The 23373-nt window shown below is 72.7% G+C and carries 21 protein-coding genes and 1 pseudogene; 5 read left to right on the forward strand and 17 right to left on the reverse strand.

Annotation, left to right across the window (positions count from 1 at the left end):
- From ACF1A5_RS32830 to ACF1A5_RS32905, 16 genes and pseudogenes are all read right to left on the reverse strand, one after another.
- Positions 1-186, reverse strand: a 186-nt coding sequence (locus ACF1A5_RS32830; RefSeq protein WP_392196493.1) for a flavodoxin-dependent (E)-4-hydroxy-3-methylbut-2-enyl-diphosphate synthase, incomplete at its 3' end; no start/stop codon positions are given.
- Positions 187-190: 4 nt separating this feature from the next.
- Positions 191-1213, reverse strand: coding sequence for an adenosyl-hopene transferase HpnH (gene hpnH / locus ACF1A5_RS32835; RefSeq protein WP_392196494.1), 1023 nt, complete (start codon positions 1211-1213; stop codon positions 191-193).
- A 5-nt stretch (positions 1214-1218) separates the two neighbouring features.
- Positions 1219-1893, reverse strand: coding sequence for a 1-hydroxy-2-methyl-2-butenyl 4-diphosphate reductase (locus tag ACF1A5_RS32840; RefSeq protein ID WP_392196495.1), 675 nt, complete (start codon positions 1891-1893; stop codon positions 1219-1221).
- On the reverse strand, positions 1893-3902 hold the full coding sequence (gene shc, locus ACF1A5_RS32845; protein WP_392196496.1) for a squalene--hopene cyclase: 2010 nt from the start codon (positions 3900-3902) through the stop codon (positions 1893-1895). The genes ACF1A5_RS32840 and shc overlap by 1 nt, the downstream gene beginning before the upstream one ends.
- 119 nt (positions 3903-4021) lie before the next feature.
- On the reverse strand, positions 4022-5086 hold the full coding sequence (locus tag ACF1A5_RS32850; RefSeq protein ID WP_392196516.1) for a polyprenyl synthetase family protein: 1065 nt from the start codon (positions 5084-5086) through the stop codon (positions 4022-4024).
- Positions 5087-5157: 71 nt separating this feature from the next.
- Positions 5158-6597, reverse strand: a pseudogene (hpnE, locus tag ACF1A5_RS32855) (hydroxysqualene dehydroxylase HpnE); the annotation flags it as partial.
- On the reverse strand, positions 6582-6722 hold the full coding sequence (locus ACF1A5_RS32860) for a DUF6380 family protein (RefSeq protein WP_392196517.1): 141 nt from the start codon (positions 6720-6722) through the stop codon (positions 6582-6584). The gene ACF1A5_RS32860 and the pseudogene hpnE, both read right to left, overlap by 16 nt.
- Positions 6722-7672 carry a presqualene diphosphate synthase HpnD gene (gene hpnD / locus ACF1A5_RS32865; protein ID WP_392196497.1) on the reverse strand — a complete coding sequence of 317 codons (951 nt, stop codon included), beginning with the start codon at positions 7670-7672 and terminating at the stop codon, positions 6722-6724. Before hpnD ends, ACF1A5_RS32860 begins: the two co-directional genes overlap by 1 nt.
- Entirely contained in the window at positions 7669-8565 is an 897-nt protein-coding gene (hpnC, locus tag ACF1A5_RS32870) for a squalene synthase HpnC (RefSeq protein WP_392196498.1), read from the reverse strand. Before hpnC ends, hpnD begins: the two co-directional genes overlap by 4 nt.
- A 360-nt stretch (positions 8566-8925) precedes the next feature.
- The gene (locus tag ACF1A5_RS32875; protein ID WP_392196499.1) at positions 8926-9717 is read right to left on the reverse strand and encodes an ABC transporter ATP-binding protein; all 792 of its coding nucleotides are present in this window, start codon (positions 9715-9717) and stop codon (positions 8926-8928) included.
- The gene (locus ACF1A5_RS32880) at positions 9710-10639 is read right to left on the reverse strand and encodes an ABC transporter permease (RefSeq protein ID WP_392196500.1); all 930 of its coding nucleotides are present in this window, start codon (positions 10637-10639) and stop codon (positions 9710-9712) included. Before ACF1A5_RS32880 ends, ACF1A5_RS32875 begins: the two co-directional genes overlap by 8 nt.
- 93 nt (positions 10640-10732) lie before the next feature.
- Positions 10733-11626: a glycosyltransferase family 2 protein gene (locus ACF1A5_RS32885; protein WP_392196501.1), complete on the reverse strand. Its 894-nt coding sequence runs from the start codon at positions 11624-11626 to the stop codon at positions 10733-10735.
- The gene (locus ACF1A5_RS32890; RefSeq protein WP_392196502.1) at positions 11623-12402 is read right to left on the reverse strand and encodes a CDP-alcohol phosphatidyltransferase family protein; all 780 of its coding nucleotides are present in this window, start codon (positions 12400-12402) and stop codon (positions 11623-11625) included. The genes ACF1A5_RS32885 and ACF1A5_RS32890 overlap by 4 nt, the downstream gene beginning before the upstream one ends.
- Positions 12380-13441: an iron-containing alcohol dehydrogenase family protein gene (locus tag ACF1A5_RS32895; RefSeq protein ID WP_392196503.1), complete on the reverse strand. Its 1062-nt coding sequence runs from the start codon at positions 13439-13441 to the stop codon at positions 12380-12382. The genes ACF1A5_RS32890 and ACF1A5_RS32895 overlap by 23 nt, the downstream gene beginning before the upstream one ends.
- A complete protein-coding gene (locus ACF1A5_RS32900) occupies positions 13429-14181 on the reverse strand; it encodes a sugar phosphate nucleotidyltransferase (RefSeq protein WP_392196504.1) in 753 nt (250 codons plus the stop codon). Before ACF1A5_RS32900 ends, ACF1A5_RS32895 begins: the two co-directional genes overlap by 13 nt.
- Complete coding sequence (locus tag ACF1A5_RS32905; RefSeq protein ID WP_392196505.1) at positions 14178-15986, reverse strand: DUF5941 domain-containing protein; 1809 nt, start codon at positions 15984-15986, stop codon at positions 14178-14180. The genes ACF1A5_RS32900 and ACF1A5_RS32905 overlap by 4 nt, the downstream gene beginning before the upstream one ends.
- Positions 15987-16432: 446 nt before the next feature.
- Between ACF1A5_RS32905 and galE the strand changes: the two genes are divergently transcribed.
- The 3 genes from galE (at position 16433) to idi (ending at position 19259) form a co-directional block, all read left to right on the forward strand.
- Positions 16433-17404 (forward strand): UDP-glucose 4-epimerase GalE, encoded by a 972-nt coding sequence (gene galE, locus ACF1A5_RS32910; protein ID WP_392196506.1) that lies wholly within the window; start codon positions 16433-16435, stop codon positions 17402-17404.
- Between the two features lie 150 nt (positions 17405-17554).
- Positions 17555-18493 (forward strand): cation diffusion facilitator family transporter, encoded by a 939-nt coding sequence (locus tag ACF1A5_RS32915; protein WP_392196507.1) that lies wholly within the window; start codon positions 17555-17557, stop codon positions 18491-18493.
- Positions 18494-18665: 172 nt separating this feature from the next.
- Positions 18666-19259 (forward strand): isopentenyl-diphosphate Delta-isomerase, encoded by a 594-nt coding sequence (gene idi, locus ACF1A5_RS32920; protein WP_392196508.1) that lies wholly within the window; start codon positions 18666-18668, stop codon positions 19257-19259.
- A 9-nt stretch (positions 19260-19268) separates the two neighbouring features.
- Here idi and ACF1A5_RS32925 read toward each other — a convergent pair whose 3' ends face one another.
- A complete protein-coding gene (locus ACF1A5_RS32925) occupies positions 19269-19772 on the reverse strand; it encodes an ATP-binding protein (RefSeq protein WP_392196518.1) in 504 nt (167 codons plus the stop codon).
- Between the two features lie 349 nt (positions 19773-20121).
- Between ACF1A5_RS32925 and ACF1A5_RS32930 the strand changes: the two genes are divergently transcribed.
- Both ACF1A5_RS32930 and ACF1A5_RS32935 read left to right on the forward strand, forming a co-directional pair.
- On the forward strand, positions 20122-20877 hold the full coding sequence (locus ACF1A5_RS32930; RefSeq protein ID WP_392196509.1) for an enoyl-CoA hydratase/isomerase family protein: 756 nt from the start codon (positions 20122-20124) through the stop codon (positions 20875-20877).
- Between the two features lie 98 nt (positions 20878-20975).
- Positions 20976-23366: a Tex family protein gene (locus ACF1A5_RS32935; protein ID WP_392196510.1), complete on the forward strand. Its 2391-nt coding sequence runs from the start codon at positions 20976-20978 to the stop codon at positions 23364-23366.
- Positions 23367-23373: the final 7 nt, after the last annotated feature.

Genomic DNA, 23373 nt, shown 5'->3' on the forward strand with positions numbered 1-23373 from the left:
CGTCAGCTCCGCGATCTGCTGCAACGTCGCACCGATGTCCGACGTACGCGTCGTCGTCATCGACTGCACCGACACCGGGGCCCCGCCCCCGACCGGTACCGGCCCGACCTCGATCCGCCGCGACACGCGCCGCTCGGCGATCGGCCGGCCCGGTACCTCGGGAACGCCCAGGGAAACGGCGGTCACGGCGTCACTCGCGGTTTCCGGAGACGGTCTCGCGCAGGGCGCGCAGGGACTCCTTGAGGGAGCCCATGGTGGCCAGCACGGCGGTGGGCTCGTACCCGCAGTGCGCCATGCAGTTGGCGCAGCGCGGGTCCTTGCCGCGGCCGTACTTGTCCCAGTCGGTGTCCTCCACCAGTTCGCGGTACGTCGGGACGTATCCGTCGCTCATCAGGTAGCAGGGGCGCTGCCAGCCGAAGAGGGAGTAGTTCGGGATGGCCCACGCGGTGCACGGGAAGTCCACCCTGCCCTCGAGGAAGTCGAGGAACAGCGGGGAGTGGTTGAGCCGCCAGCGGCGCCGGTTGCCGCCCGCGAAGGCCTTCCTGAACAGCTCGCGGGTCTGCTCCACGCCCAGGAAGTGCTCCTGGTCGGGGGCCTTCTCATAGGCGTAGGCGGGCGAGATCATCATCTCGTCGACCTTCAGGTCGTCGTTGAGGTAGTTGAGGACCTCGATGACGGTCTGCGGGGTGTCGGTGTTGAAGAAGGTCGAGTTGGTGGTAACCCGGAAGCCGCGCCGCTTGGCCTCCTTGATGGCCTCCACCGCCTCGTCGAACACACCCTCCTTGGCCACCGACTCGTCGTGCCGCTCACGCAGTCCGTCGATGTGCACGGCGAAGGCGAAGTAGGGGGAGGGCGTGAACCGGTCCATCTTCTTGCGCAGCAGCATCGCGTTGGTGCACAGGAAGACGTACTTCCGCCTGGCCGTCAACTGACGCACGATCTCGTCGATCTGCGGGTGCATCAGCGGTTCGCCGCCCGCGATGGACACCATCGGCGCGCCGGACTCCAGCACCGCTCCCACGGCCTGCGCGACCGGCATCCGCTGCTTGAGCACGCCGGCCGGGTGCTGGATCTTGCCGCAGCCCTCGCACTTCAGGTTGCAGGCGAAGAGGGGTTCGAGCTCCACGATGAGCGGAAACTTGTCCCGCCTGCGCAGCTTCTGTTCGGCCAGGTAAGTAGCGACCTTGATGGACTGACGCAGCGGCATGGCCATCTGGCTCACCTCCGGGGGAGCAACACACTACGGTGCCATTCGAAGAAAGTCGGCAGGACGGAACGAAGAACACGGAAAGCTGATATTCCACCGCGCACCGTGCCGATCCGGACGAGTTCATGTTCTGGAGCGTCCACGACCACCCGGACGGCCGCAACCGGGCGGGCGCCCTCGCGCACCGCGCCCAGGAGCGTGGCCGCGGACTCCATGTCGGCCGCGATGGCGCCGGTCGCCCGCAGGCCGGAGCGTTCCGGCCCGCGGACCACGTGGTCGGATCCGGTGACCGGCCCGGTGTGGACGGTGCGCCCGGGCAGGGCGCGCGCGAGTTCCCCGACGAGCAGCTCGGTGCCCACGCACCGCACGGTCCCGCGCGGATCCCGGGTCTCCTCGGCGACCACGAGGTCACCGGGGTGCATCCCGGGGGCGAGTCCGGCGCAGAAGCCCGTGGCGAGCACGGCGGCCCCGGCGAGCGCCGGATCGGCGAGGAGCCGGGTGACGGAGCGTTCCGCCGCCTTCGGTCCCATGCCGGTGCGCAGGACGGTGACGGGCCCGCCGGCGGCCCGGTCGTCCGGTCCGGGGCCCCTGCGCCCGGCTCCGCGGCCGCCCGTGCGCAGGGCGAGGCGCTCGATGCCGAGCGCGCAGGCGATCAGCAACGGTGCCGGGGCGGGCCGGGCGTCCATCAGCCCCCCTCGGCCCCGGCGCGGGCCCTGGCGGCGAACGGCTCGCCGTGGACGTACCGGCCGAGCGCGGTTAGCGGGAAGACCTGCCGGTAGAGGTGGTAGTTGATGGAGAAGTCCCAGGGGAAGCCGGTGCCGGTGAAGTACGGCTCGTCCCAGGAGCCGTCCTCCCGCTGGGTGGCGACGAGCCACGCGACGCCGGATTCGACGGCCTTGGACTCCCTCTCCCCCGCCGCCAGCAGGGCGAGCAACGCCCAGGCCGTCTGCGAGGCGGTCGAGGCGCCCCGGCCGCTCCACCCCTTGGCGTCCCGGTAGGAGCGCAGGTCCTCGCCCCAGCCGCCGTCGTCGTTCTGCACCGACTCCAGCCAGGTCACCGCGCGGCGGATCGCCGGGTGCGCGCCGGGCAGCCCGGCGGCGACCAGCGCGGGCACCACCGACCCGGTGCCGTAGACGTAGTTGACGCCCCAGCGCCCGAACCACGAGCCGTCCGGCTCCTGTTCGGCCAGCAGCCACTGGATGCCTCGCCGGGTGCGCGGATCGTGGGAGAGGCCCTCCACCGCCAGCATCTCGACGACGTGCGCGGTGACGTCGGCCGAGGGCGGGTCGATGACCTCGCCGAAGTCGCAGAACGGCAGCCGGTTGGGGAAGGGGCTGGTGTTGTCGACGTCGAAGGCGCCCCAGCCGCCGTTCCTCGACTGCATGCCAAGGCTCCAGCGCACCCCGCGGGCCACGGCCTTGTCGACGCGTTCCGGGTCGTGGTGACGGACCCGGCGCAGGGCGAGGACGACCTCTGCGGTGTCGTCGGTGTCGGGGTAGTTGTCGTTGTGGAACTCGAACGCCCAGCCGCCGGGCGGCAGTCCGGGGCGGCGCACCGACCAGTCGCCGGGCCGCACCACCTGCTCGCCGAGCATCCAGTCGGCGGCCTTCACCAGTTGCGGGTGGTCCGCGGGGACGCCCGCGTCGGCGAGCGCGATGGTGGCCAGGCAGGTGTCCCACACCGGCGACTGGCAGGCCTCGATCATCCGGGCGCCGTCCGGGCGCCGGACGGCGAAACGGTCCAGCGACCGGAGGCCCGCGCGCATGACCGGGTGGTTGAGGTCGTAGCCCAGCAGGTGCAGCGCGATGATCGAGTACACGGCCGGCGGCTGGATGCCGCCCCAGCAGCCGTCGTTCTCCTGGCGCTCGATGATCCAGCGGGCCGCGGTGTTCATCGCGGCTCTGCGCAGCCGCTTCGGCGCGACCCTGCGCAGCGCGTGCATCGCCTTGTCCAGACGCTGGAAGGCGCCGTCCCAACTCGCCGCCGGGGCGAAGGGGCTGGGCGGGTTGGGGCGGGCGGGGTCGGTGTGCAGCTCGTCCAGCGGGAAGGGCGCGGGCCGCACCGGCCGCTTGGCGGAGACGACGGTGAGCGGGACGATGGTCTGCCGGGCCCAGCAGCCGAAGTCGTAGATGTTGAGCGGGACCCAGGTGGGGAAGTAGAGGAGCTCCGGCGGGAGTTCGGGCAGGTCCTCCCACTTCCACCAGCCGAACAGGGCCAGCCAGATCCGGGTGAAGACGCGGGCGGCCGCGATGCCGCCCTGCGCGCGGATCCAGGCCGAGGCCCTGGCCATGTGGGGGTCGCCGGGCGCGTCGCCGGCCAGGCGGAGTGCGACGTAGGCCTCGATGGTGGTGGACAGCTCGCCGGGGCCGCCGAAGAAGGTGGCCCAGGTGCCGTCCTCGCGCTGCTCGCCGCGGATGAAGAGGGCGGCGGACCGGGTCGTCTCCTCGTCGAGGATGCCCAGGAACTGACGCAGCAGCAGGTCCTCGGCGTCCATCGTGACGTTGGTCTCGAGGTCGCCCTTCCACCATCCTTCCGCGTCCTGCCGGGAGAGCAGGAAGTCGGTGGCGCGCCGGACCGCGCGTTCGGCGGCCTGTGCCGGCCCGGCCGCCACGGGTGTGGTGATTACGGTTTCGCTGGCCGCGGCAGCGCGGGGCGGGAGAGTGGCCCCGGTACTTCCGTCGGTCGTCGCTGTCATGGCTTCCCCTTCGTGCAGTCGTGCGAGTCGTGCTGCTGTGGGTCCGCCGTCGGCCGGTGCCCGCAAACCTCCTGCGGCACCGGCCGGCGACTACGCGAGGCTGGTTCGACCGATAACGATCATCTCTTTCGTACGACGACGAAGTCGGCGAGCGCCGTGAAGGAGGCCCGGACCGGCTCGGGCATGTCGACGGCGTCGAGGGCTTCGACGGCGGTGGTGTGCTGGCGGCGCGCCTCCTCGGCCGTCCACGCACGGCCGCCCGCCTCCTCGATGAGGGCGGCGCGGGCCGCGAACTCCTCCTCCGAGAAGTTCTCGAAGTCGCTGCTCTTGGCGTCGGCGGCGAGCATCTCGCCGAGCCGCTCGGAGGCGGATCCGCCCGCCGCGAGAGCGGCCACGACCGGCAGGGACTTCTTGCGCTGGCGCAGATCGCTCCAGGTCTGCTTCCCGGTGGCCTCCGGGTCGCCCCAGATGCCGAGGAGGTCGTCGACGGCCTGGAAGGCCAGGCCGAGGTGGTAGCCGTACTTCTCCAGCGCGTCGGCGGTCGCGTCGTCCGCACCGCCGAGCACCGCGCCGATGGAGCTGGCGCAGGCGAGCAGGGCGCCGGTCTTGTTGCCCTCCATCTCCAGGCACTCCGCGACGCTGACGCGGTCGCGGTGCTCGTAGGAGATGTCCTGTGCCTGACCGTCGATCAGGGCGCGGGTGGCGGTGGTCAGGCGGCGGGTGGCCCGGCCGGCCTCGACGGTGCCGAGTTCCAGGAGGACCTCGTTGGCCAGGGCGAACAGGGCGTCGCCGACCAGGATGGCCTGGGCCGGGCCGTGCACCTTCCAGACGGTGTCGCGGTGCCGGCGCTGCTCGTCGCCGTCCATCAGGTCGTCGTGCAGCAGCGAGAAGTTGTGGACCAGCTCGACGGCGACCGCGCCGGGGATCCCGGTCTCCGGAGCGGCCCCGGTGACCTCGGCGGAGAGCACGGCCAGGGCCGGGCGGACGGCCTTGCCGCCGTCGCCGTGGGCCGGCCTGCCGTCGGCGTCGATCCAGCCGAAGTGGTAGGCGGCCACCGTGTCCATGGGGGGTGCCAGGCGGTCGACCGCCGCCCGCAGAACCGGCGTGGCCAGGGTCCGGCCGCGCTCCAGCAGCGCGGTCACGTCCGCCGCGGTCCTTCGAGCGGGCGTCGAGGCCGGGGGCACAGTGGGCACAGTGTCTCTCCTTGTTGCGGTGCCGGGGATGCGGGAGCCTGCCGCGCCGTGCTGGTCGAGCATCACGCCGCCTCCTCCAGAGCGAAGAGGCGGCTCGGGCGGGGCCGGCCGAGGGCGCGCAGCGCGGCCTCCGCCGCGCTCACGCCGCTGCGGACCGCACCCTCCATGGTCGCGGGCCACCCTGTGGCGGTCCACGCTCCGGCCAGGTACAGGCCGGGTGCCTTGGTGCGGGCGCCGGGCCTGAGACGGCCGACGCCGGGGGTCGGGGCGAACGTCGCCGTGCGCTCCCTGGTGACGAAGAAGTCCTCGACCTCCGCGCCCCGCGCGCGGGGCAGCAGCCGCCGCAGCTCGGGCAGGTAGCGCTCCCGCAGCTCGGCCACGGGCGCGTCGATCTCGTCCTGGGCCGCCGACTGGGAGACGGCCAGGTACTGACCCCACTTCAGGCCGGAAGCCTCCGTTCGGTCGAAGACCCACTGCACCGGGGAGCCGAGAGCGGCGAAGAAGGGGCGGGCGAGCACCTTGCGGTCGTAGACGACGTGGACGTTGAGGATGGGCGCGGTGCCGATCCGCAGCAGCCGCTCGGGCGCGTCGAGGGCGCCGGGCGGCAGCAGGCCGTGCGCCTCGCGCTGCGCCACGGCGAGCACGACCGCGTCGGCCCGCAGTGTCTCGCCGGGAACCCGGACGCTCCAGCCGCCGTTCTCGTGGAGGGACAGGGAGGTGACGCGTGTGCGGAGTTCGGTGCGCACGCCCGCGGAGTCGAGCGCCTTGCGGGCCAGCAGGTCGTGCAGTTCTCCCAGCGGCACACGGGCCCAGCCGATGTCGGCCGCGCCGGGGTGGGACAGCAGACCGGTCTTGAACACCATCGCGGCGAGCCCGAGCGAGGTGTCGCCCGCGACCGCGTTGAGGGTGGCGACCCCGACCAGGTCCCACAGGGCCTCGACGGCCCGCGGCGACTGGCCGTGCGCGGTCAGCCAGCTGCCGAAGTCCTGGGCGTCCAGGGCCGGATCGGTGAGGTCGAGCGCCTTGAGCGCGAGCGCGGCCCGGCAGACCCGGGCGCGCTCGGCGAGCGAGAGGTGGGGGTAGGCGGCGAGACTGCGTCCCAGGTGCAGGGGCACGGGCAGCGCGTCGCGCCGCAGCCGGCCGAGCCGTCGTCCCTCGGGGCGGGTGGCGTCGAGGACGGGCACGTCGAGCCGGTCCTGCAGCGGGGCGAGCGCGACGGCGTCGATCCGGTCGAGGAACCAGCGGTACGCGGTGCAGCAGCGCAGGTACACGTGCTGGCCGTTGTCGACGGTCAGGTCGCCGCGCCGGAAGGAGAAGGCGAGGCCGCCGAGGCGGGGGCGCCCCTCGATCAGCGTCACGCGCACTCCGGCGTCGGTGAGCGCGAGCGCGGCGGTGATGCCGGCGAGTCCCCCGCCGACCACGACGGCGTGCCGGGCGGCGGCCCGCGGGGTGCCGTTCAGCGGCTGGTCCGGCCGGGTGACGTCGGTCATCGCGCGCCCTCCCCTGTGCGCCCGCCGTGGCGACGCGGTGCCCCACGGCCGGTCGTTGCCGTCAGGGACGCCATGTGGCCGCGGAGGGTTGCGCGCCGTTTCTCGGCGGTGGGGCCGCCCGGGAGCGAACGGTCCATCAGACACGCCTCCTGACGGTCTGCCGGGACACGTGCCGGGTGTCCAGCCCGGACAGGCCGCGCACGGCGACGTACGCCTTCTCCCGCCCCGGCAGCGAGACCCGGCCACGCAGCACTGCCTGCGGCTCGCGTTCGATGCGGTCGAGCAGACGGCGGTAGATCCCGGCCATGGCGGCGACGCACGCGCCGCTGCGCCGGTCCAGCATGGGCAGCAGCCGGTAGCCCTCGGCGAACAGGGTGCGGGCGCGGCGCACCTCGAAATGGACCAGACCCGCGAAGTCGGAGCCCTCCGGCGGGATCGGCCCGCGGAACCCGGCCGAGCAGCCGAACTTGGCGAGGTCGTCGGCGGGCAGGTAGGTGCGGCCGCCCGCGGCGTCCTCGCGGACGTCCCGGAGGATGTTGGTCAGCTGCAGCGCGAGGCCGAGCGTGTCGGCGTACTCGGGGGCGCGCTCGGCGCCGCGCGCGCCGGGCTCGGTGCCGAACACGCCGAGCGAGAGCCGTCCGATGGCCCCGGCCACGCAGCGGCAGTAGGCCTTCAGGTCGTCCCAGGTCTCGTAGTTCTCGCCGCGGACGTCCATGAGGACGCCGTCGATGAGTTCGTCCAGGCCGCCGAGCGGGATGGGGAAGGTCCGGGCCGCATGGGCGAGGGCCACCGCGACGGGATCGGTGTCGTCGTCCTCGACCCCGCCCTCGCGGATCCGGGCGAGCAGGGCCCGGGTGTCCTCCAACCGGGCGACCTTGACCTCGTCCGTCAGCTCGCCGTCGCCGATGTCGTCGACGCGCCGGGAGAACGCGTACAGCGCCGACATGGCGCGCCGCTTGGACGTCGGCAGCAGGCGGATGCCGTAGGCGAAGTTGCGGGCCTGCTGACCGGTGACGGCCTCGCAGTAGCTGTAGGCGGCGAGTACCGGTGCGGACACCTGCGGCGGAGCTTCCACGGCCCCGATCACCCCTCTCCTCGCAGGGTCACGCCCACCTCGTGCAGCAACCGGACCTTGCCGGGCTTGGGCGGGCCGGGAAGTACGTCGTAACGGGCGGCGGCGATCGCCCGGACGGCCGCCCTTCCGCCCGCCACGAAACCCGCGAGCAGCAGCTTCAGCCTGCCGTGGACGCTGCCCACCAGGGCGGCGCCCTCATCCAGCAGGACGCGGGCGCGTTCCGCCTCGTACGCGACCAGGGCGCGCACCGAGGCGCCGGCGGTGGGGGCGGCGAGATCGTCCTCCCGCACGTGGAAGCGCTTCAGGTCGGCGGCGGGGAGGTAGACCCGGTCGCGGGCGAGGTCCTCCGCGACGTCCTGGAGGTGCTCGACGATCTGCAGGGCGGTGCAGACGGCGTCGGAGCGGCGGATCCGCTCGGGGGTCGAGGTGCCGGTGACGGCGAGCACGAGGCGGCCCACGGGGTTGGCGGACAGCGCGCAGTAGGCGAGGAGGTCGTCGTAGGTCTCGTACCGCGTGACGAGCTGGTCCTGGCGGTTGGCCGCAATCAGGCCGAGGAAGGGCTCGGGGGTCAGCGCGTGGCGGTGGACGGTGGGCTGGAGCCGGCGCAGCAGCGGGTGGCGCGGTGCGCCGTCGAACACGCGGCGCAGGTCGTCCTCGAAGGCGTCCAGGAGGACCAGGCGGTTCCCGGCCTCCTCGGGCGACACGCCGAGCAGCCGGGCGTCGGCCCCGCCGGGGGCCAGGTCGCCGTCGCCGATGTCGTCGACGAGGCGGGCGAAGCCGTAGACGGCCATGAGGTCGGCGCGCCAGGCTCTGGGCAGGAAGAACGGCGCCACGGGGAAGTTCTCGCCCGCGGCCTTGTCCAGCGTGGCGCGCCCCGGGTCGCGCGCCGCGGTGGTTCCCGTCACCGCGCGCTGCCCGGAGCGGGGACGGCACGGCTTGCGCTGAGCTGGGGAGTTTCCGTAGCCATTGCCGTCACATCTCCCGTTCTACACTGCCGACCCAATACACACTATTTCGGACACGCCGCCGGACCCTCCGCCGGGCCGCCCCGAGGGAGGGTGTTGCGCATTATCGCCCCATGTGCCGCTTTCGGGGACCGGTACAGCTTACGTTGTACAACGTGGTGTGTTCCGCAGGGGTGTCCGGCACATCACAACAACACACCGATTGGTGTCAAGATTCCACGCCCCGGCCCGAGTTGACGTTTCCTTTGCAGACGCGGGGCCCCACCGGAGCAGTTCCGGCGGGGCCCGACGGCGTCCGGGTCACTTGCCGGTGAACTTCTCGTACTCCTTGAGCACCTCTTCGGTGGGGCCGTCCATGCGCAGCTCACCGCGCTCCAGCCACAGCACCCGGTCGCAGGTGTCGCGGATCGACTTGTTGTTGTGGCTGACCAGGAAGACGGTGCCGGCCTCCTTGCGCAGCTCCCGGATGCGCTCCTCGGACCGCTTCTGGAACTTGCGGTCACCGGTGGCCAGCGCCTCGTCGATCATGAGGACGTCGTGGTCCTTGGCTGCGGCGATGGAGAAGCGCAGCCGGGCCGCCATGCCGGAGGAGTACGTCCGCATCGGCAGCGTGATGAAGTCGCCCTTCTCGTTGATGCCGGAGAAGTCGACGATCTCCTGGTAGCGCGACTTGATCTCCTCGCGGGACATGCCCATGGCGAGACCGCCGAGGATGACGTTGCGCTCACCGGTCAGGTCGTTCATCAGGGCCGCGTTCACGCCCAGGAGCGAGGGCTGGCCGTCGGTGTAGACCTTGCCCTTCTCGGCGGGCAGCAGACCGGCGATGGCGCGCAGCAGGGTGGACTTGCCCGAGCCGTTGGAGCCGATCAGGCCGATGGCCTCGCCGCGGTAGGCGACGAAGGAGACGCCCTTGACGGCGTGCACCTTGCGCACGCCGCGCTCCTCGCCGCGCTTCAGGATGCGGCTGAGCGCGGCGGTGGCACTGCCCTTGCCCGTCTTGGCGCCGTTGACGCGGTAGACGATGTGCAGTTCGTCCGCGATGACGGTGGGGATGCGCTCCCCGTCGACGCGGGCGGCGTTCTGCTCAGCCACGGCCGTACCTCTCCTCCGCCTTCCAGAAGTAGACGAACCCGCCGGCGAAGACGACGACGGCCCAGAACAGGGCGACGGCCCAGACGTGCGGCGGCAGGTGCGAGGCACCGTACCCGTCGATCAGCGCGAACCGCATCAGATCCATGTAGACCGCGGCGGGGTTCACCTGCATCAGACGGATGAACCACTCCGGCCGCCCGGCGAGCATCCCGCTGATGGAGAACATCACACCGGACGCGTACATCCAGGTACGCAGAAGGAACGGCATGAGCTGGGCCAGGTCGGGGGTCTTGGCGCCCATCCGGGCGACGATCAGCGCGAGGCCCGTGTTGAACAGGAACTGCAGCGCCAGCACCGGCACGATCAGCAGCCAGGACAGCCCCGGGTAGCTGCCGAAGCCGATGGCCACCACGAACAGCACGATCATCGAGAACAGCAGCTGCTGGAGCTGCTGCAGCGCGAAGGAGACCGGCAGCGAGGCGCGCGGGAAGTGCAGCGCCCGCACCAGGCCGAGGTTGCCGGAGATGGCCCGCACCCCCGCCATCACCGAGCTCTGCGTGAACGTGAACACGAACACGCCGGTGACCAGGAAGGGGATGTACGTCTCGGGCGTCATGCCCCGGCTGGCCCGCAGGATCACACCGAAGATGAAGTAGTACACGGCCGCGTTCAGCAGCGGGGTCGCCACCTGCCAGAGCTGGCCGAGCTTGGCCTGGCTGTACTGGGCGGTCAGCTTCGCCTGGGAGAAGGCGAGGATGAAGTGACGCCGCCCCCAGAGCTGGCGGACGTACTCCGTCAGCGGGGGCCGGGCGCCGCTGACGGTCAGCCCGTGCCTGGCGGCGAGCCGCGCCGCCGTGAGGCCCTCGTCGGGCGACGGTGCCGCGTCGACCGCGACGCCGCCGTCGTGCGTTGTCTCACTCACAACCGGATACTTTCGTCTTCGAAGATGCGCCGCCTGGGCGGGCAGCACGAGCGCGGGCCGGGTGACGGCCCGGCACCCACGGGATCGAGCTTGTCAGATGACCGGAGGCCGGCCCAGCCGGGTCAGCCGCCACACCGTACGCCACTTCATGGGCCGGCGCGGACCGCACGGTGTGGTCCAGCCTTCCCGGAAACCGCCGAACCAGGCCTTCAGCGCCGGCCGGGAGGGGCGGCGGAGCAGGGTGAGCAGCATCCAGACCCCGAGGTAGACCGGGACCAGCGGGGCGGGCAGGTTGCGGCGGGCCAGCCAGACCCGGTTGCGGGCGACCATGCGGTGGTAGACCGCGTGCCGCGAGGGCGCGGTCGTGGGGTGGTACAGCACCATGTCGGACCGGTAGTCGATCATCCAGCCCGCGTCCAGGGCCCGCCATGCCAGATCGGTTTCCTCGTGCGCGTAGAAGAATTCGTCCGGCAGCGCACCCACTTCCGCGAAGACCTGGGTGCGGACGGCGTTGGCGCCGCCGAGGAAGGTGGTGACCCGGGAGGAGCGCATCGGGTCGGCGGCGCGCAGCCGCGGCACGTGGCGGCGCTGGGTGACACCGGTCTCCGGGTCGGCGATGCGGAAGCTGATGATGCCGAGCCTCGGATCGTCCGTGAAGGCCCGGCGGCACAGCTCGGCGGTGTCGTGGTGGGCGAGCAGACCGTCGTCGTCGAGGAAGAGCAGGATGTCGACGTCCCGGCCGCTCGGGCCGAAGGCCTCGATGCCGACGTTGCGCCCGCCGGGGATGCCGAGGTTCTCCGGCAGCTCGATCGTGCGGACGCCCTCGGGGACGTCGGGGACGGGCGAGCCGTTGCCGACCACGACCACCCCGACCCGGTCGCCCTCCTGCTTGGCGACCGAGTCGAGCAGGGCGCGCAGCTCGTCGGGGCGGTTGCCCATGGTGATGACGACCGCGCCGACCTTGAGCGCGTTGCCCACGGTGCTCATCGCAGCCTGCTGGAGGCGAGGACGGACACCAGGTGCAGCAGGGTCTGCAGCAGCGCGATCCCGGCGAGTACGGCGGTGCCGAGCCGGGTGAAGAACAGGTCGCCCCTGGCCGCGTCGGCGATCGCGAGGACCAGGATCAGCAGGGACGCCTCGATGCCGAGGATCAGCCGGTGGAACTTCACCGCCGCGGCGGCCCGGCGGGCCAGCGCCATGCCGGAGGAGCGCGGCTCGGACGCGGCCTCCTTGACCGGCGGCAGGCCGCCCTGGTGCCGGGCGACACCGACGAGGTCGGTCTCGGCCTTGATCAGGATCGCGCCGAGGGCGGCGAGGGTCCCGAGGAAGGCCCACAGCCAGTCGATCCGCCCGCTGCCCCACAGGTCGGCGGCGCGCAGGCCCAGCCCGACCAGGACCGCGGCGTCGCACAGGTAGGCGCCGATCCGGTCCAGGTAGACCCCGCCGAGCGAGAACTGCTGCTTCCAGCGCGCTATCTCGCCGTCGACGCAGTCCAGCAGCAGGTACAGCTGCACCATGACCACGCCGAGCACGGCGCCGGGAATCCCCGGCACCAGCAGGGCGGGGCACGCCAGGACGCCGCAGAGGGTCATCAGGTACGTGAGCTGGTTGGGCGTGATCCTGGTGTTGACCAGGTAGCGGTCGACCCGCAGGGACACCTCACGCATGTAGAGGCGTCCCATCCAGTGCTCACCGCTGCGCCGGTCCTTGACCCCCGCGGGGTGGACGACCGGACGGAGTTCAGCTACCGATGGCCTTGACATAGTCGGCGTAGATGTCCTTGATCTGGTTCGTCTTGAGGGCGAGGTGTTCGAGGATCGTGTAGCGGCCGGGCCGGGTCTCCGGGGCGAACTCCACGGCGCGGACGAACTCGTCCACGGTGAAGCCGATCTCCTCCGGCAGCACCGGCAGTCCGTGCCGGCGCAGCACCGCGGCCATGAACGCCGACTGCTCGTGGGCCCCGCGCAGGTACATCGCGAAGGCCGCGCCCAGTCCGCACTGCTCGCCGTGGCTCGCGGCGCGCTGGGGGAACAGCAGGTCGAAGGCGTGGTTGATCTCGTGGCACGCCCCGGACGAGGGCCGGGAGTCGCCCGAGACCGACATGGCGATCCCGCTGAGCACCAGCGCCTCGGCGAGCACCTGGAGGAACTCGTTGTCGCCGATGCCGCCCGGGTGCCGCAGCACCGCCTCGCCCGCCTGGCGGGCCATGGCCGCGGCCAGCCCGTCGACCTTCTCGCCGTTGACGCGGTGGGACAGCTCCCAGTCCGCGACGGCGGAGATGTTGGACACGGCGTCGCCGATGCCGGAGCGGACGAAGCGCGCGGGCGCCTCGCGGATCACGTCCAGGTCGATGACGACGGCGATCGGGTTGGGCACGCCGTAGGATCCGCGGCCCGCGTCGTTGTCGAGGGTCGCGACCGGGGAGCACAGGCCGTCGTGCGCGAGGTTCGTCGGCACCGCGACCAGGGGCAGTCCGACGCGCGCCGCGGCGAACTTGGCGCAGTCGATGATCTTGCCGCCGCCCAGGCCGACCACCGCGTCGAAGTGGCCGGACTTCATCTCGTCGGCCAACCGGATCGCGTCGTCGAGGGTGCCGCCGCCGACCTCGTACCAGGTGGCGCCGGGCAGGGTGGGGGCGACCCGGTCGCGCAGCCGCGCGCCGGAGCCGTTGCTGACGGCGACGGCGAGCCGGCCGGAGTGCGAGATGCGCTCGTCGGCGAGCACGCAGCCCAGGTCGTCGAGGGCACCCGGGCGGATGTCCACGACGACCGGCGACGGGATGAGCCGGGTCAGTACTGGCACGCGATCTCCCGTCCCCGGGCGAGGTCGTCGTGGTTGTCGATCTCGACCCAGCTGACGTCGCCGATCGGCGCCACGTCGATCCGGAAGCCGCGGTTGACCAGCTCCTGGTAGCCGTGCTCGTAGAACTGCTGCGGGTCGGTCTCCCACACGGCGCGCAGCGCGTCGGCGAGCTCCGGGGCCGCGTCGCCCTCGATGAGGGTCACGCCGATGTACTCGCCGGTGGCCTCGGCGGGGTCCATCAGCTTGGTGATCCTCGTCATGCCCTTGTCAGGGTCGACGACGACCTTCATCTCCTCGTCGGCCAGGTTCTTCACCGTGTCCAGGGCGAGGATGATCTTCTTGTCGCCGCCGCGGGCGGCCAGCAGCGTCCGCTCGACGGAGACCGGGTGGACGGTGTCGCCGTTGGCGAGGATCACGCCGTCCTTGAGGGCGTCACGGCCGCACCACAGGGAGTAGGCGTTGTTCCACTCCTCGGCCTTGTCGTTGTCGATCAGGGTGAGCTTGAGGCCGTACTTGCGCTCCAGGGCCTCCTTGCGCTCGTAGACGGCCTCCTTGCGGTAGCCGACGATGACCGCGGCCTCGGTCAGGCCGATCTCGGCGAAGTTGCCGAGGGTGAGGTCGAGGACCGTCGGCTCGCCCTCCGTCCCCGCCGGCCCCACCGGCACCAGTGCCTTGGGCAGGGTGTCGGTGTAGGGGCGCAGACGCCGTCCGGCGCCGGCCGCCAGCACGAGGCCGATCATGCGGGTTCTCCTTCGTCGTGTACGGCGGGCGCCCCTGCGGACACCCAGAAGCGGATGCTCTCGGCGAGCACCACCAGGGCGACGGCCACGGCGAGGACCGTGAGCGCGACGGTGAACTGCGAGGCGGTGAGCAGGGCCGCCAGCACGGTGACGAGCAGCGTCCGCCCTTCGTGCCCCCCGACGGCGCGCACCAGCCAGGCCGGCGGCGCTCCGGCGTCGCCGCGGATGCGGTACACCGTGTCGTAGTGATGGTAGGCGACCGCGGCCACCAGGCCGAAAGCCGCCGGAAGCGCTCCGTTCACCCCGGCCTTGGCGGCCAGGGCGAGGACGGTGCCGTACTCGGCGGCCCGGAACAGCGACGGGACGAGCCAGTCGAGGGCGCCCTTGAGGGGGCGGGCGACGGCGAGTGCGGAGGTGACCGCGTACACGAGGGCGACGAGGACCGCCCAGGGGCCGCCGAAGCCGGTCAGCGCGGCGGTGGCCACGACGGCGAGCGAGCCGAGCAGGGCCAGGGCCGGGGCGGCGACGCCGGGGAGTCGGCCCGCGACGGTGCGCAGGGCGCCCGCGAGGACCTGGGCGAGCGGGCCGCTGTCCGCGAGGTCGGCCAGCGCCCGCGCCGCGCGGTCCGTGCGCGTCGCCTTGCGGGTCACCGAGCGCAGCACGCGGCCCGCGGTGGTGTAGGTGGCCGCGAAGGCGCAGCCGGCGAGCAGCGCGTAGAAGGTGATGCGGGGCGTGGTGGCCGCCGTGAGGAGGGCGATCATCGCCCAGCGCTCGCCGATCGGCAGGACGATCATCCGGCGTACCCAGACCGTCCAGCCGACGCTGTCGAGCTTGTCGGAGAGGGCGGCGGTGGGACTGGTGTTGGCGGTGGCGTCGTGGTTGGCCTCGTTGAAGGAGAAGTCGACCACGTGCCGGCAGGTCTGCAGGACCATCGCGCCGAGCGCGAGGGCCCACACGTCGTCTCCGCCGCGGGCGGCGCCGAGGGCGAGGCCCGCGTAGTAGGCGTACTCCTTGGCCCGGTCGAAGGTGGCGTCCAGCCAGGCGCCGAGGGTGGAGTACTGGAGCGAGTAGCGGGCGAGCTGGCCGTCGGTGCAGTCCAGCACGAACGAGGCGATGAGCAGCACGCCGGCGGCGATGAAGCCGCCGCGGGTGCCGGTGGCCGCGCAGCCGGCCGCTATCAGGGCGGTGAGCAGGGAGGCGGTGGTGACCTGGTTGGGGGTCAGGCCACGCCGGGCGCACCAGCGGGCGAGGTAGCGCGAGTACGGGCTGATGCAGAAGGTGGTGAAGAAGCCGTCGCGGGCCTTCACGGCCGACTTCAGGCGTACGGCCTCGTCGTCGACGGCGGCGACGGCCTGCCGTGCCTCGTTGCGGCCCTGCGGGTCGGTGGGCACGGCGGCGACGAGGCTGCCCAGCTCGGGGCGGTGCACGGCGGAGCCCTCGGCGTCGAGGGCGGCGACGATGCGGTCCGCGAGGCTGTCCACGGCCAGTGCGGTGCCGCCGCCGGCGGAGTTCTCGCGGGCCATCGCCCGGGTCAGGGCCTGGCGGCCGGCCGGGCGGGCGGTGACGGCGCCGGGCACGGCGGCGAGGTCGAAGCGGGGGTCGGTCAGGCCCAGGCGCAGGGCGTGCGGATGGCCGACGAAGCGGGCGTCGACGACGGCGACCCGCTGGTCGACGGGGACCTGGGCCAGCTGCGTCTCGGCGTCGGAGGTGTCGGAGGCGATCCGCACGTCGAAGCCGAGGGACCGCAGATCGTTCTCGATCGACGATCCGGGGACCGGCTGACCGGTGAGGATGGCGGTCGACAACCGAAGTCACTCCCTGGGGGCCGACGCGTCCGCGCCGGTCATGTGCATGGTGGGGGGCGCCGTATGCCTGTGGCACCCGGGCGGCATGTCGGCAGAGGCTATCGGATGCGGGGAAGACCGTGTTCACCGCCCGTTCACGGGACGATCAACGCGGTCTGCTGCGGCCTGCGCCGCGATCATCATCGGTGATGTGGGGGCCCCGCCACAAACCGCGGGGGCAGGGGCGGACATCGCGGCGGGCGCGGGGTGGGGGCGTCCCCAGGAGAGCGGGGGCGCGAGAGATCGGGCGCCCGGGCGGCCGGGATGTCCGGCGTACGACGGCGAGGGAGGGCCTCAGGCATCCCGGCGGCCGTCGGTGTCACGGCGGGTGCTCGGCCTCACGGCGGGCGTCGTGTCACGGCAGGCGCTCGGTGTCACGGTGGATGGCCCACATAGGGTGGGGCGGCATGACGTGGCTGATCACCGGCGGGGCCGGGTACATCGGGGCACATGTGGCGCGGGTCATGGCCGGGGCCGGGGAGCGCGTCGTCGCGCTCGACGACCTTTCGGCGGGGCGGGCGGCGCGGCTGCCCGAGGAGGTGCCGCTGGTCCGGGGCTCCTCGCTCGACGCGGAGCTGCTCGAGCGGGTGCTTGCCGAGCACGAGGTGACCGGGGTGGTGCACCTCGCCGCGCGCAAGCAGGTCGCCGAGTCCGTGGCGCAGCCGACCCGCTACTACCAGGAGAACGTGGGCGGTCTCGCCACGCTGCTGGACGCGATGGCCGGCGCCGGGGTCCGGCGCCTGCTGTTCTCCTCCTCCGCGGCCGTCTACGGCAACCCGGACGTGGACCTCATCACCGAGGACACCCCCTGTGCCCCGGTGAACCCCTACGGCGAGACCAAGCTCACCGGGGAGTGGCTGGTCCGGGCGGCGGGGCAGGCGCACGGCATCGCCACCGTGTGCCTGCGGTACTTCAACGTCGCCGGCGCGGCCGCCCCGGAGCTGGCCGACACCGGCGTCTTCAACATCGTCCCGATGGTGTTCGACCGCCTCACCCGGAACGAGGCCCCGCGAGTCTTCGGCGACGACTACCCGACGCCGGACGGCACTTGCGTGCGTGACTACATCCACGTCGCCGACCTGGCGGACGCCCACCTGGCGGCGGCCCGGCGGCTGGCCGGGGCGGACGGCGCCGGGGACCTGACCCTGAACATCGGCCGCGGTGAGGGCGTGTCGGTCCGGGAGCTGATGTCGGTCGTCGGCGAGGTCACCGGCGACCGGCGGCCGCCCGTCGTCGAGGCCCGCCGTCCGGGGGACGCGCCGCGCGCCGTCGCCTCCGCGGAGCGGGCCGCGGCGGAGCTGGGCTGGCGGGCCCGGCGCGGGGTGGCCGAGATGGTCTCCTCGGCCTGGCAGGGCTGGCGGCTGCACCACGGCAGCTGACCGGCCCACCGCCCGGTCGGCGGTTCGTTCAGGCAGGTCAGGCCGGGTGCCGGGGCACATGACAACGGTGTTCAGTGCCGCGTTGCCCGTTGCCCGCCGCCCGTAGTTGACTGTGGTCCCGGAACGCGTCTCAGGAGGGCGGAAGGTCAGATGGGGGCCGGTCACGACCACGGGCACGCGCACGGCGCGGCGGCCACCGGGACGGCGGCGGCCGCGCACCGCGGCACGCTGCGCATCGCGCTGTCGATCACGCTCGCCGTGATGGTGGTGGAGATCATCGGCGGCGTGGCCGCGGACTCGCTCGCGCTCGTCGCGGACGCGGCCCACATGGCCACCGACGCCGTCGGCCTCGGCATGGCCCTGCTCGCCATCCACTTCGCCAACCGCCCGCCGAGCGGCAACCGCACCTTCGGCTACGCCCGTGCCGAGATCCTCGCCGCCCTCGCCAACTGCCTGCTCCTGCTCGGCGTCGGCGGCTACGTGCTCTACGAGGCCGTGCAGCGCTTCCTCACCCCGGCCGACACCCGGGGCGGCCTGATGATCGTCTTCGGCCTGATCGGCCTGGTCGCGAACTCCGTCTCGCTGACCCTGCTGATGCGCGGCCAGAAGGAGAGCCTGAACGTGCGCGGCGCGTTCCTGGAGGTGGCCGCGGACGCCCTCGGTTCGCTGGCGGTGATGATCTCGGCGGCGGTGATCCTGCTCACCGGCTGGCAGGCCGCCGACCCGATCGCCTCCCTGCTCATCGGCACGATGATCGTGCCGCGCACCGTCAAGCTGCTGCGCGAGACCGTGGACGTCCTGCTGGAGGCCGCGCCCAAGGACGTCGACATGGCCGAGGTGCGGGCGCACATCCTGGCCCTGGACGGGGTGGAGGACGTCCACGACCTGCACGCCTGGACGATCACCTCCGGGATGCCGGTGCTCTCCGCGCACGTCGTGGTGAGCACGGACGTGCTCAACGCCATCGGCCACGAGAAGATGCTGCACGAGCTCCAGGGCTGCCTGGGCGACCACTTCGACGTGGAGCACTGCACCTTCCAGCTGGAGCCGGGTGGACACGCGGAGCACGAGGCGCGTCTGTGCCACTGAGGTGTGTCCGGGCCACGCGGGCGGGTCCGTGCCTCTGAGGCGCGTCCGTGCACCTGAGGGCGCCCGGCGGCGCACCCGTCCCGGCGCGGACATGCGAGAGTGCCGGGAAGCGCCGGGAGTGCCGCTTTCGTACGGCAGACTTGGGGTTCGAGGACCGATGTGAAGGATGGGTATGTCGATCACACCTGCCACCGAGACGCACAGCTCTCCGAGCGGCACCACGGAAGCGATCCTGCTCGAACTGGTCGACGAGAACGGCGTGACGATCGGCACCGCGGAGAAGCTGGCCGCCCATCAGCCGCCCGGACAGCTGCACCGCGCCTTCTCCGTGTTCCTCTTCGACGAGCGCGGCCGGCTGCTGCTGCAGCAGCGGGCACTCGGCAAGTACCACTCCCCCGGTGTGTGGTCCAACACCTGCTGCGGCCACCCCTACCCCGGTGAGGCGCCCTTCGCGGCGGCGGCCCGGCGGACGTACGAGGAGCTCGGGATCTCCCCCTCGCTGCTCGCCGAGGCGGGCACGGTCCGCTACAACCACCCGGACCCGGACTCGGGCCTGGTGGAGCAGGAGTACAACCACCTGTTCGTGGGCCTGGCGCAGTCCGCGCCGCGGCCGGACGAGGCGGAGGTCGGCGCGACGGCGTTCGTGACGCCCGCCGAGCTCGCGGAGCGGCACGCGCGGGACACCTTCTCCGCCTGGTTCATGACCGTGCTGGACGCTGCCCGCCCCGCGATCAGGGAGCTGACGGGTCCGTCGGCCGGCTGGTGAGGCGGTACGTCACCGAGGGGGCTTGAGCGGCAGGGCGGCCCAGATCACCTTGCCGCCGCTCGTGGTGTGCTCCATGTCGCAGACACCGCCCGCCTCCCGGGCGATCTCCCGGACCAGCAGCAGCCCGCGCCCGCCGGTGCGGCCGTGGTCGGCCTCCAGGGCCGTCGGGCGGTAGGGGTGGTTGTCCTCCACGGACACCCGTACCCACTCGGCGCCGACGGCGACCTCCACCGCGAGTACCGGCGACAGCAGCGCCGCGTGCCGTACGGCGTTGGTGACCAGCTCGGAGACGATCAGCAGCAGCCCGTGGACGAGGTCGTCCGAGACGGGCACCCCCTGACGCAGCAGCAGGTCCCGCACGGCGTGCCGGGCCTGCGGGACCGAGGCGTCGACGGCGGGTGCGGTGAACCGCCAGACACCCTCGTACGGCGCCGGATCCGGCGGCCCCTCCAGCGGGGGGACCCCCGCGCCGTCCGCTGGGCGCGGGCCGTACCCACGCCCGTGGTCGCCCATCGTCGGGTCGCCACCCTCGCGCTCGATTGTCGCCACACGTCGAGTGTTGGTAACGCACCCGTCCTACCTAGAGGACTGAACACAAGTCAGCTGGTTTGAAGCGCTTTCTGACCGGCTGGGTATGACACGGTCACGTGTGGGACCGCTCCTGTCGCCCCCCGCGCCGCCTTCGCGAACTCTTCGGTTTGTACGGGCGGCCCGCCGGGCGCCCGGGTCCGCGCCCCCGCGGGCGGCGCCGCGCCCGCCGCAACGGTCGCGTTCGGGCCGAGCCGATCACCCGGCGGCGTGTCGTACCTCTCCCCGGCCCCTTCTTGATCGAACGGCCGGGCCGGCGGATAGCATCCGGCGCATGGAGCCGCAGCTGCAGCACGAGGTCACCGACGGCGTCGCCACGGTCGTCATCGACCACCCGGCCAAGCGCAACGCCATGACGGCCGCGATGTGGCGGGCGCTGCCGCCGCTGCTGACGGCCCTCGCGGCCGATCCGGGCGTGCGCGCCCTGGTGCTGACCGGGTCCGGCGGGACGTTCTGCGCGGGCGCCGACATCTCCACGCTGCGCGGCTCCCCCGAGGAGGCGCAGCGCCTCGCGGTGCTGGCCGAGGAGGCGCTCGCGGCCTTCCCGAAGCCGACGCTCGCCGCGGTGCGCGGGCACTGCGTGGGCGGCGGCGCGCAGCTCGCGGCGGCCTGCGATCTGCGGTTCGCGGAGGCGGGGTCACTGTTCGGGGTGACCCCGGCGAAGCTGGGGATCGTCTACCCGGCCTCCTCCACCCGGCGGCTGGTCTCCCTGGTCGGCCCGGCCACCGCCAAGTACCTGCTCTTCTCCGGCGAGCTGATCGACGCGGAGCGGGCGCTGCGCACCGGGCTGGTCGACGAGGTGCTCCCCCAGGACGAACTCGGCCCGCGCGTCGAGGAGTTCACCCGCATCCTGGCCGCCCGCTCGCAGCTGACCCAGGCCGCGGCGAAGGAGTTCGCGAACGGCCGCACGGACCGTGACGCCCACTGGACCGCCCAGTCCCGCGACGGAGCCGACACCGCGGAGGGCGTCACCGCGTTCCTGGAGCGCAGGCGACCGGTCTTCACCTGGTCCGTTCCCGCGTCGGACTGAGACGGCCACGCCCCGCCGAGGGGCGCCCTGAGCCCCGGCTGCCGGTCCCGCCTGCCACAATTGCGGCGCAACCCGAAGTGAGAAGGCGGTACGGGATCGTGACGACACCCCTCGTAGGGTCCATCGAAGGCAGGATCGCCGAGGAGCTCGGCGTACGGGAGCGGCAGGTGAAGGCCGCCGTGGAGCTGCTCGACGGCGGTTCGACGGTGCCTTTCATCGCCCGCTACCGCAAGGAAGCGACCGAGATGCTCGACGACGCGCAGCTGCGCACGGTCGAGGAGCGGCTGCGCTATCTGCGGGAGCTGGAGGACCGGCGGACGGCGATCCTGGAGTCGGTGCGCGAGCAGGGCAAGCTCACCGAGGAGGTCGAGGCGCGGATCCGGGGTGCCGAGACGAAGGCGCGCCTGGAGGACATCTACCTGCCGTTCAAGCCGAAGCGGCGGACGAAGGCGCAGATCGCCCGTGAGGCGGGCCTGGAGCCGCTGGCCGAGGGCCTGCTCGGCGACCCATCCGTCGAGCCGCTCGCCGCGGCGGCGGCCTTCGTCGACGCCGGCAAGGGCGTCGCCGACCCGCAGGCCGCCCTGGACGGCGCCCGGGCGATCCTCACCGAGCGCTTCTCGGAGGACGCCGACCTGATCGGCGAGCTGCGCGAGCGCATGTGGGTGCGCGGCCGGCTGGCCGCCAAGGTGCGGGAGGGCAAGGAGGAGGCGGGCGCCAAGTTCGCCGACTACTTCGACTTCGCGGAGCCGTTCACCGAACTCCCCTCGCACCGGATCCTGGCGATGCTGCGCGGTGAGAAGGAGGACGTCCTCGACCTCGTCCTGGAGCCGGAGGAGCCGACGGAGGGTCCTTCGTCGTACGAGGGAATCGTCGCCGCGAAGTTCCACATCGCCGACCGCGGGCGTCCCGCGGACAAGTGGCTGACCGACACGGTCCGCTGGGCCTGGCGCACGCGCATCCTCGTCCACCTGGGCATCGACCTGCGCCTGAGGCTGCGCACGGCCGCCGAGGACGAGGCGGTGAACGTGTTCGCGGCGAACCTGCGCGACCTGCTGCTCGCCGCCCCGGCCGGCACCCGCGCGACGCTCGGTCTGGACCCCGGCTTCCGCACGGGCGTGAAGGTGGCCGTGGTCGACGCGACCGGCAAGGTCGTGGCCACCGACGTGATCCACCCGCACGTCCCGGCCAACCGGTGGGACGAGGCGATCGCCAAGCTGGCCCGGCTGGCGAAGGAGCACGCGGTCGATCTGGTCGCCATCGGCAACGGCACGGCGTCCCGGGAGACCGACAAGCTCGCCGGTGAGCTGATCACGAAGCACCCGGAGCTGAAGCTCACCAAGGTCATGGTGTCCGAGGCGGGCGCGTCGGTGTACTCGGCGTCGGCCTACGCCTCCCAGGAGCTGCCGGACATGGACGTGTCGCTGCGCGGCGCGGTCTCCATCGCCCGCCGGCTCCAGGACCCGCTGGCCGAGCTGGTGAAGATCGACCCGAAGTCGATCGGGGTGGGCCAGTACCAGCACGACCTGTCCGAGGTGAAGCTGTCCCGCTCGCTGGACGCGGTGGTCGAGGACTGTGTGAACGGCGTGGGCGTGGACGTCAACACCGCGTCCGTGCCGCTGCTCGCCCGGGTGTCCGGCATCACCTCCGGCCTCGCCGAGAACATCGTGGCGCACCGCGACGCCAACGGGCCCTTCACGTCACGTTCGCAGCTGAAGGGCGTCTCGCGGCTCGGCCCGAAGGCGTTCGAGCAGTGCGCGGGCTTCCTGCGGATCCGGGACGGCGAGGACCCGCTGGACTCCTCCAGCGTGCACCCCGAGGCCTACCCGGTCGTACGGCGGATGGTGAAGACCTCGGGCCAGGACGTGGCCTCCCTCGTCGGCAACACCGCGGTGCTGCGCTCGCTGAGGCCCGCCGACTTCGTGGACGACACCTTCGGTCTGCCGACGGTCTCCGACATCCTCAAGGAGCTGGAGAAGCCCGGCCGCGACCCGCGGCCCGCGTTCAAGACGGCCACCTTCAAGGAGGGCGTGGAGAAGATCTCCGACCTGTCCGCCGGGATGGTCCTGGAGGGTGTCGTCACCAATGTCGCCGCGTTCGGCGCCTTCGTGGACATCGGTGTCCACCAGGACGGCCTGGTGCACGTCTCCGCGATGTCGAAGACGTTCGTCAAGGACCCGCGTGACGTCGTGAAGCCGGGTGACATCGTCAAGGTGAAGGTCCTCGACGTGGACATCCCGCGCAAGCGGATCTCGCTGACCCTGCGTCTGGACGACGAGGCGGCGCAGCAGGACCGTCAGGGGCAGGACGGCGGGGGCGAACGGCGCCGGCGCGGCGGCCGCCCGCCGCAGCAGCGCCAGGGCGGCCGGGGCGGCGCGGGCGGGGGCGGCGGCTCGCGTCAGCCGCGCCAGACGCCCGCGCCCTCCAACAGCGCCATGGCCGACGCGCTGCGCCGCGCGGGCCTGCTCGACCCGAAGAACGGGCGGCGCTGACGCTACG

Source organism: Streptomyces sp. NPDC014864 (genome assembly GCF_043081525.1).
In the GTDB taxonomy this organism is placed as follows: domain Bacteria; phylum Actinomycetota; class Actinomycetes; order Streptomycetales; family Streptomycetaceae; genus Streptomyces.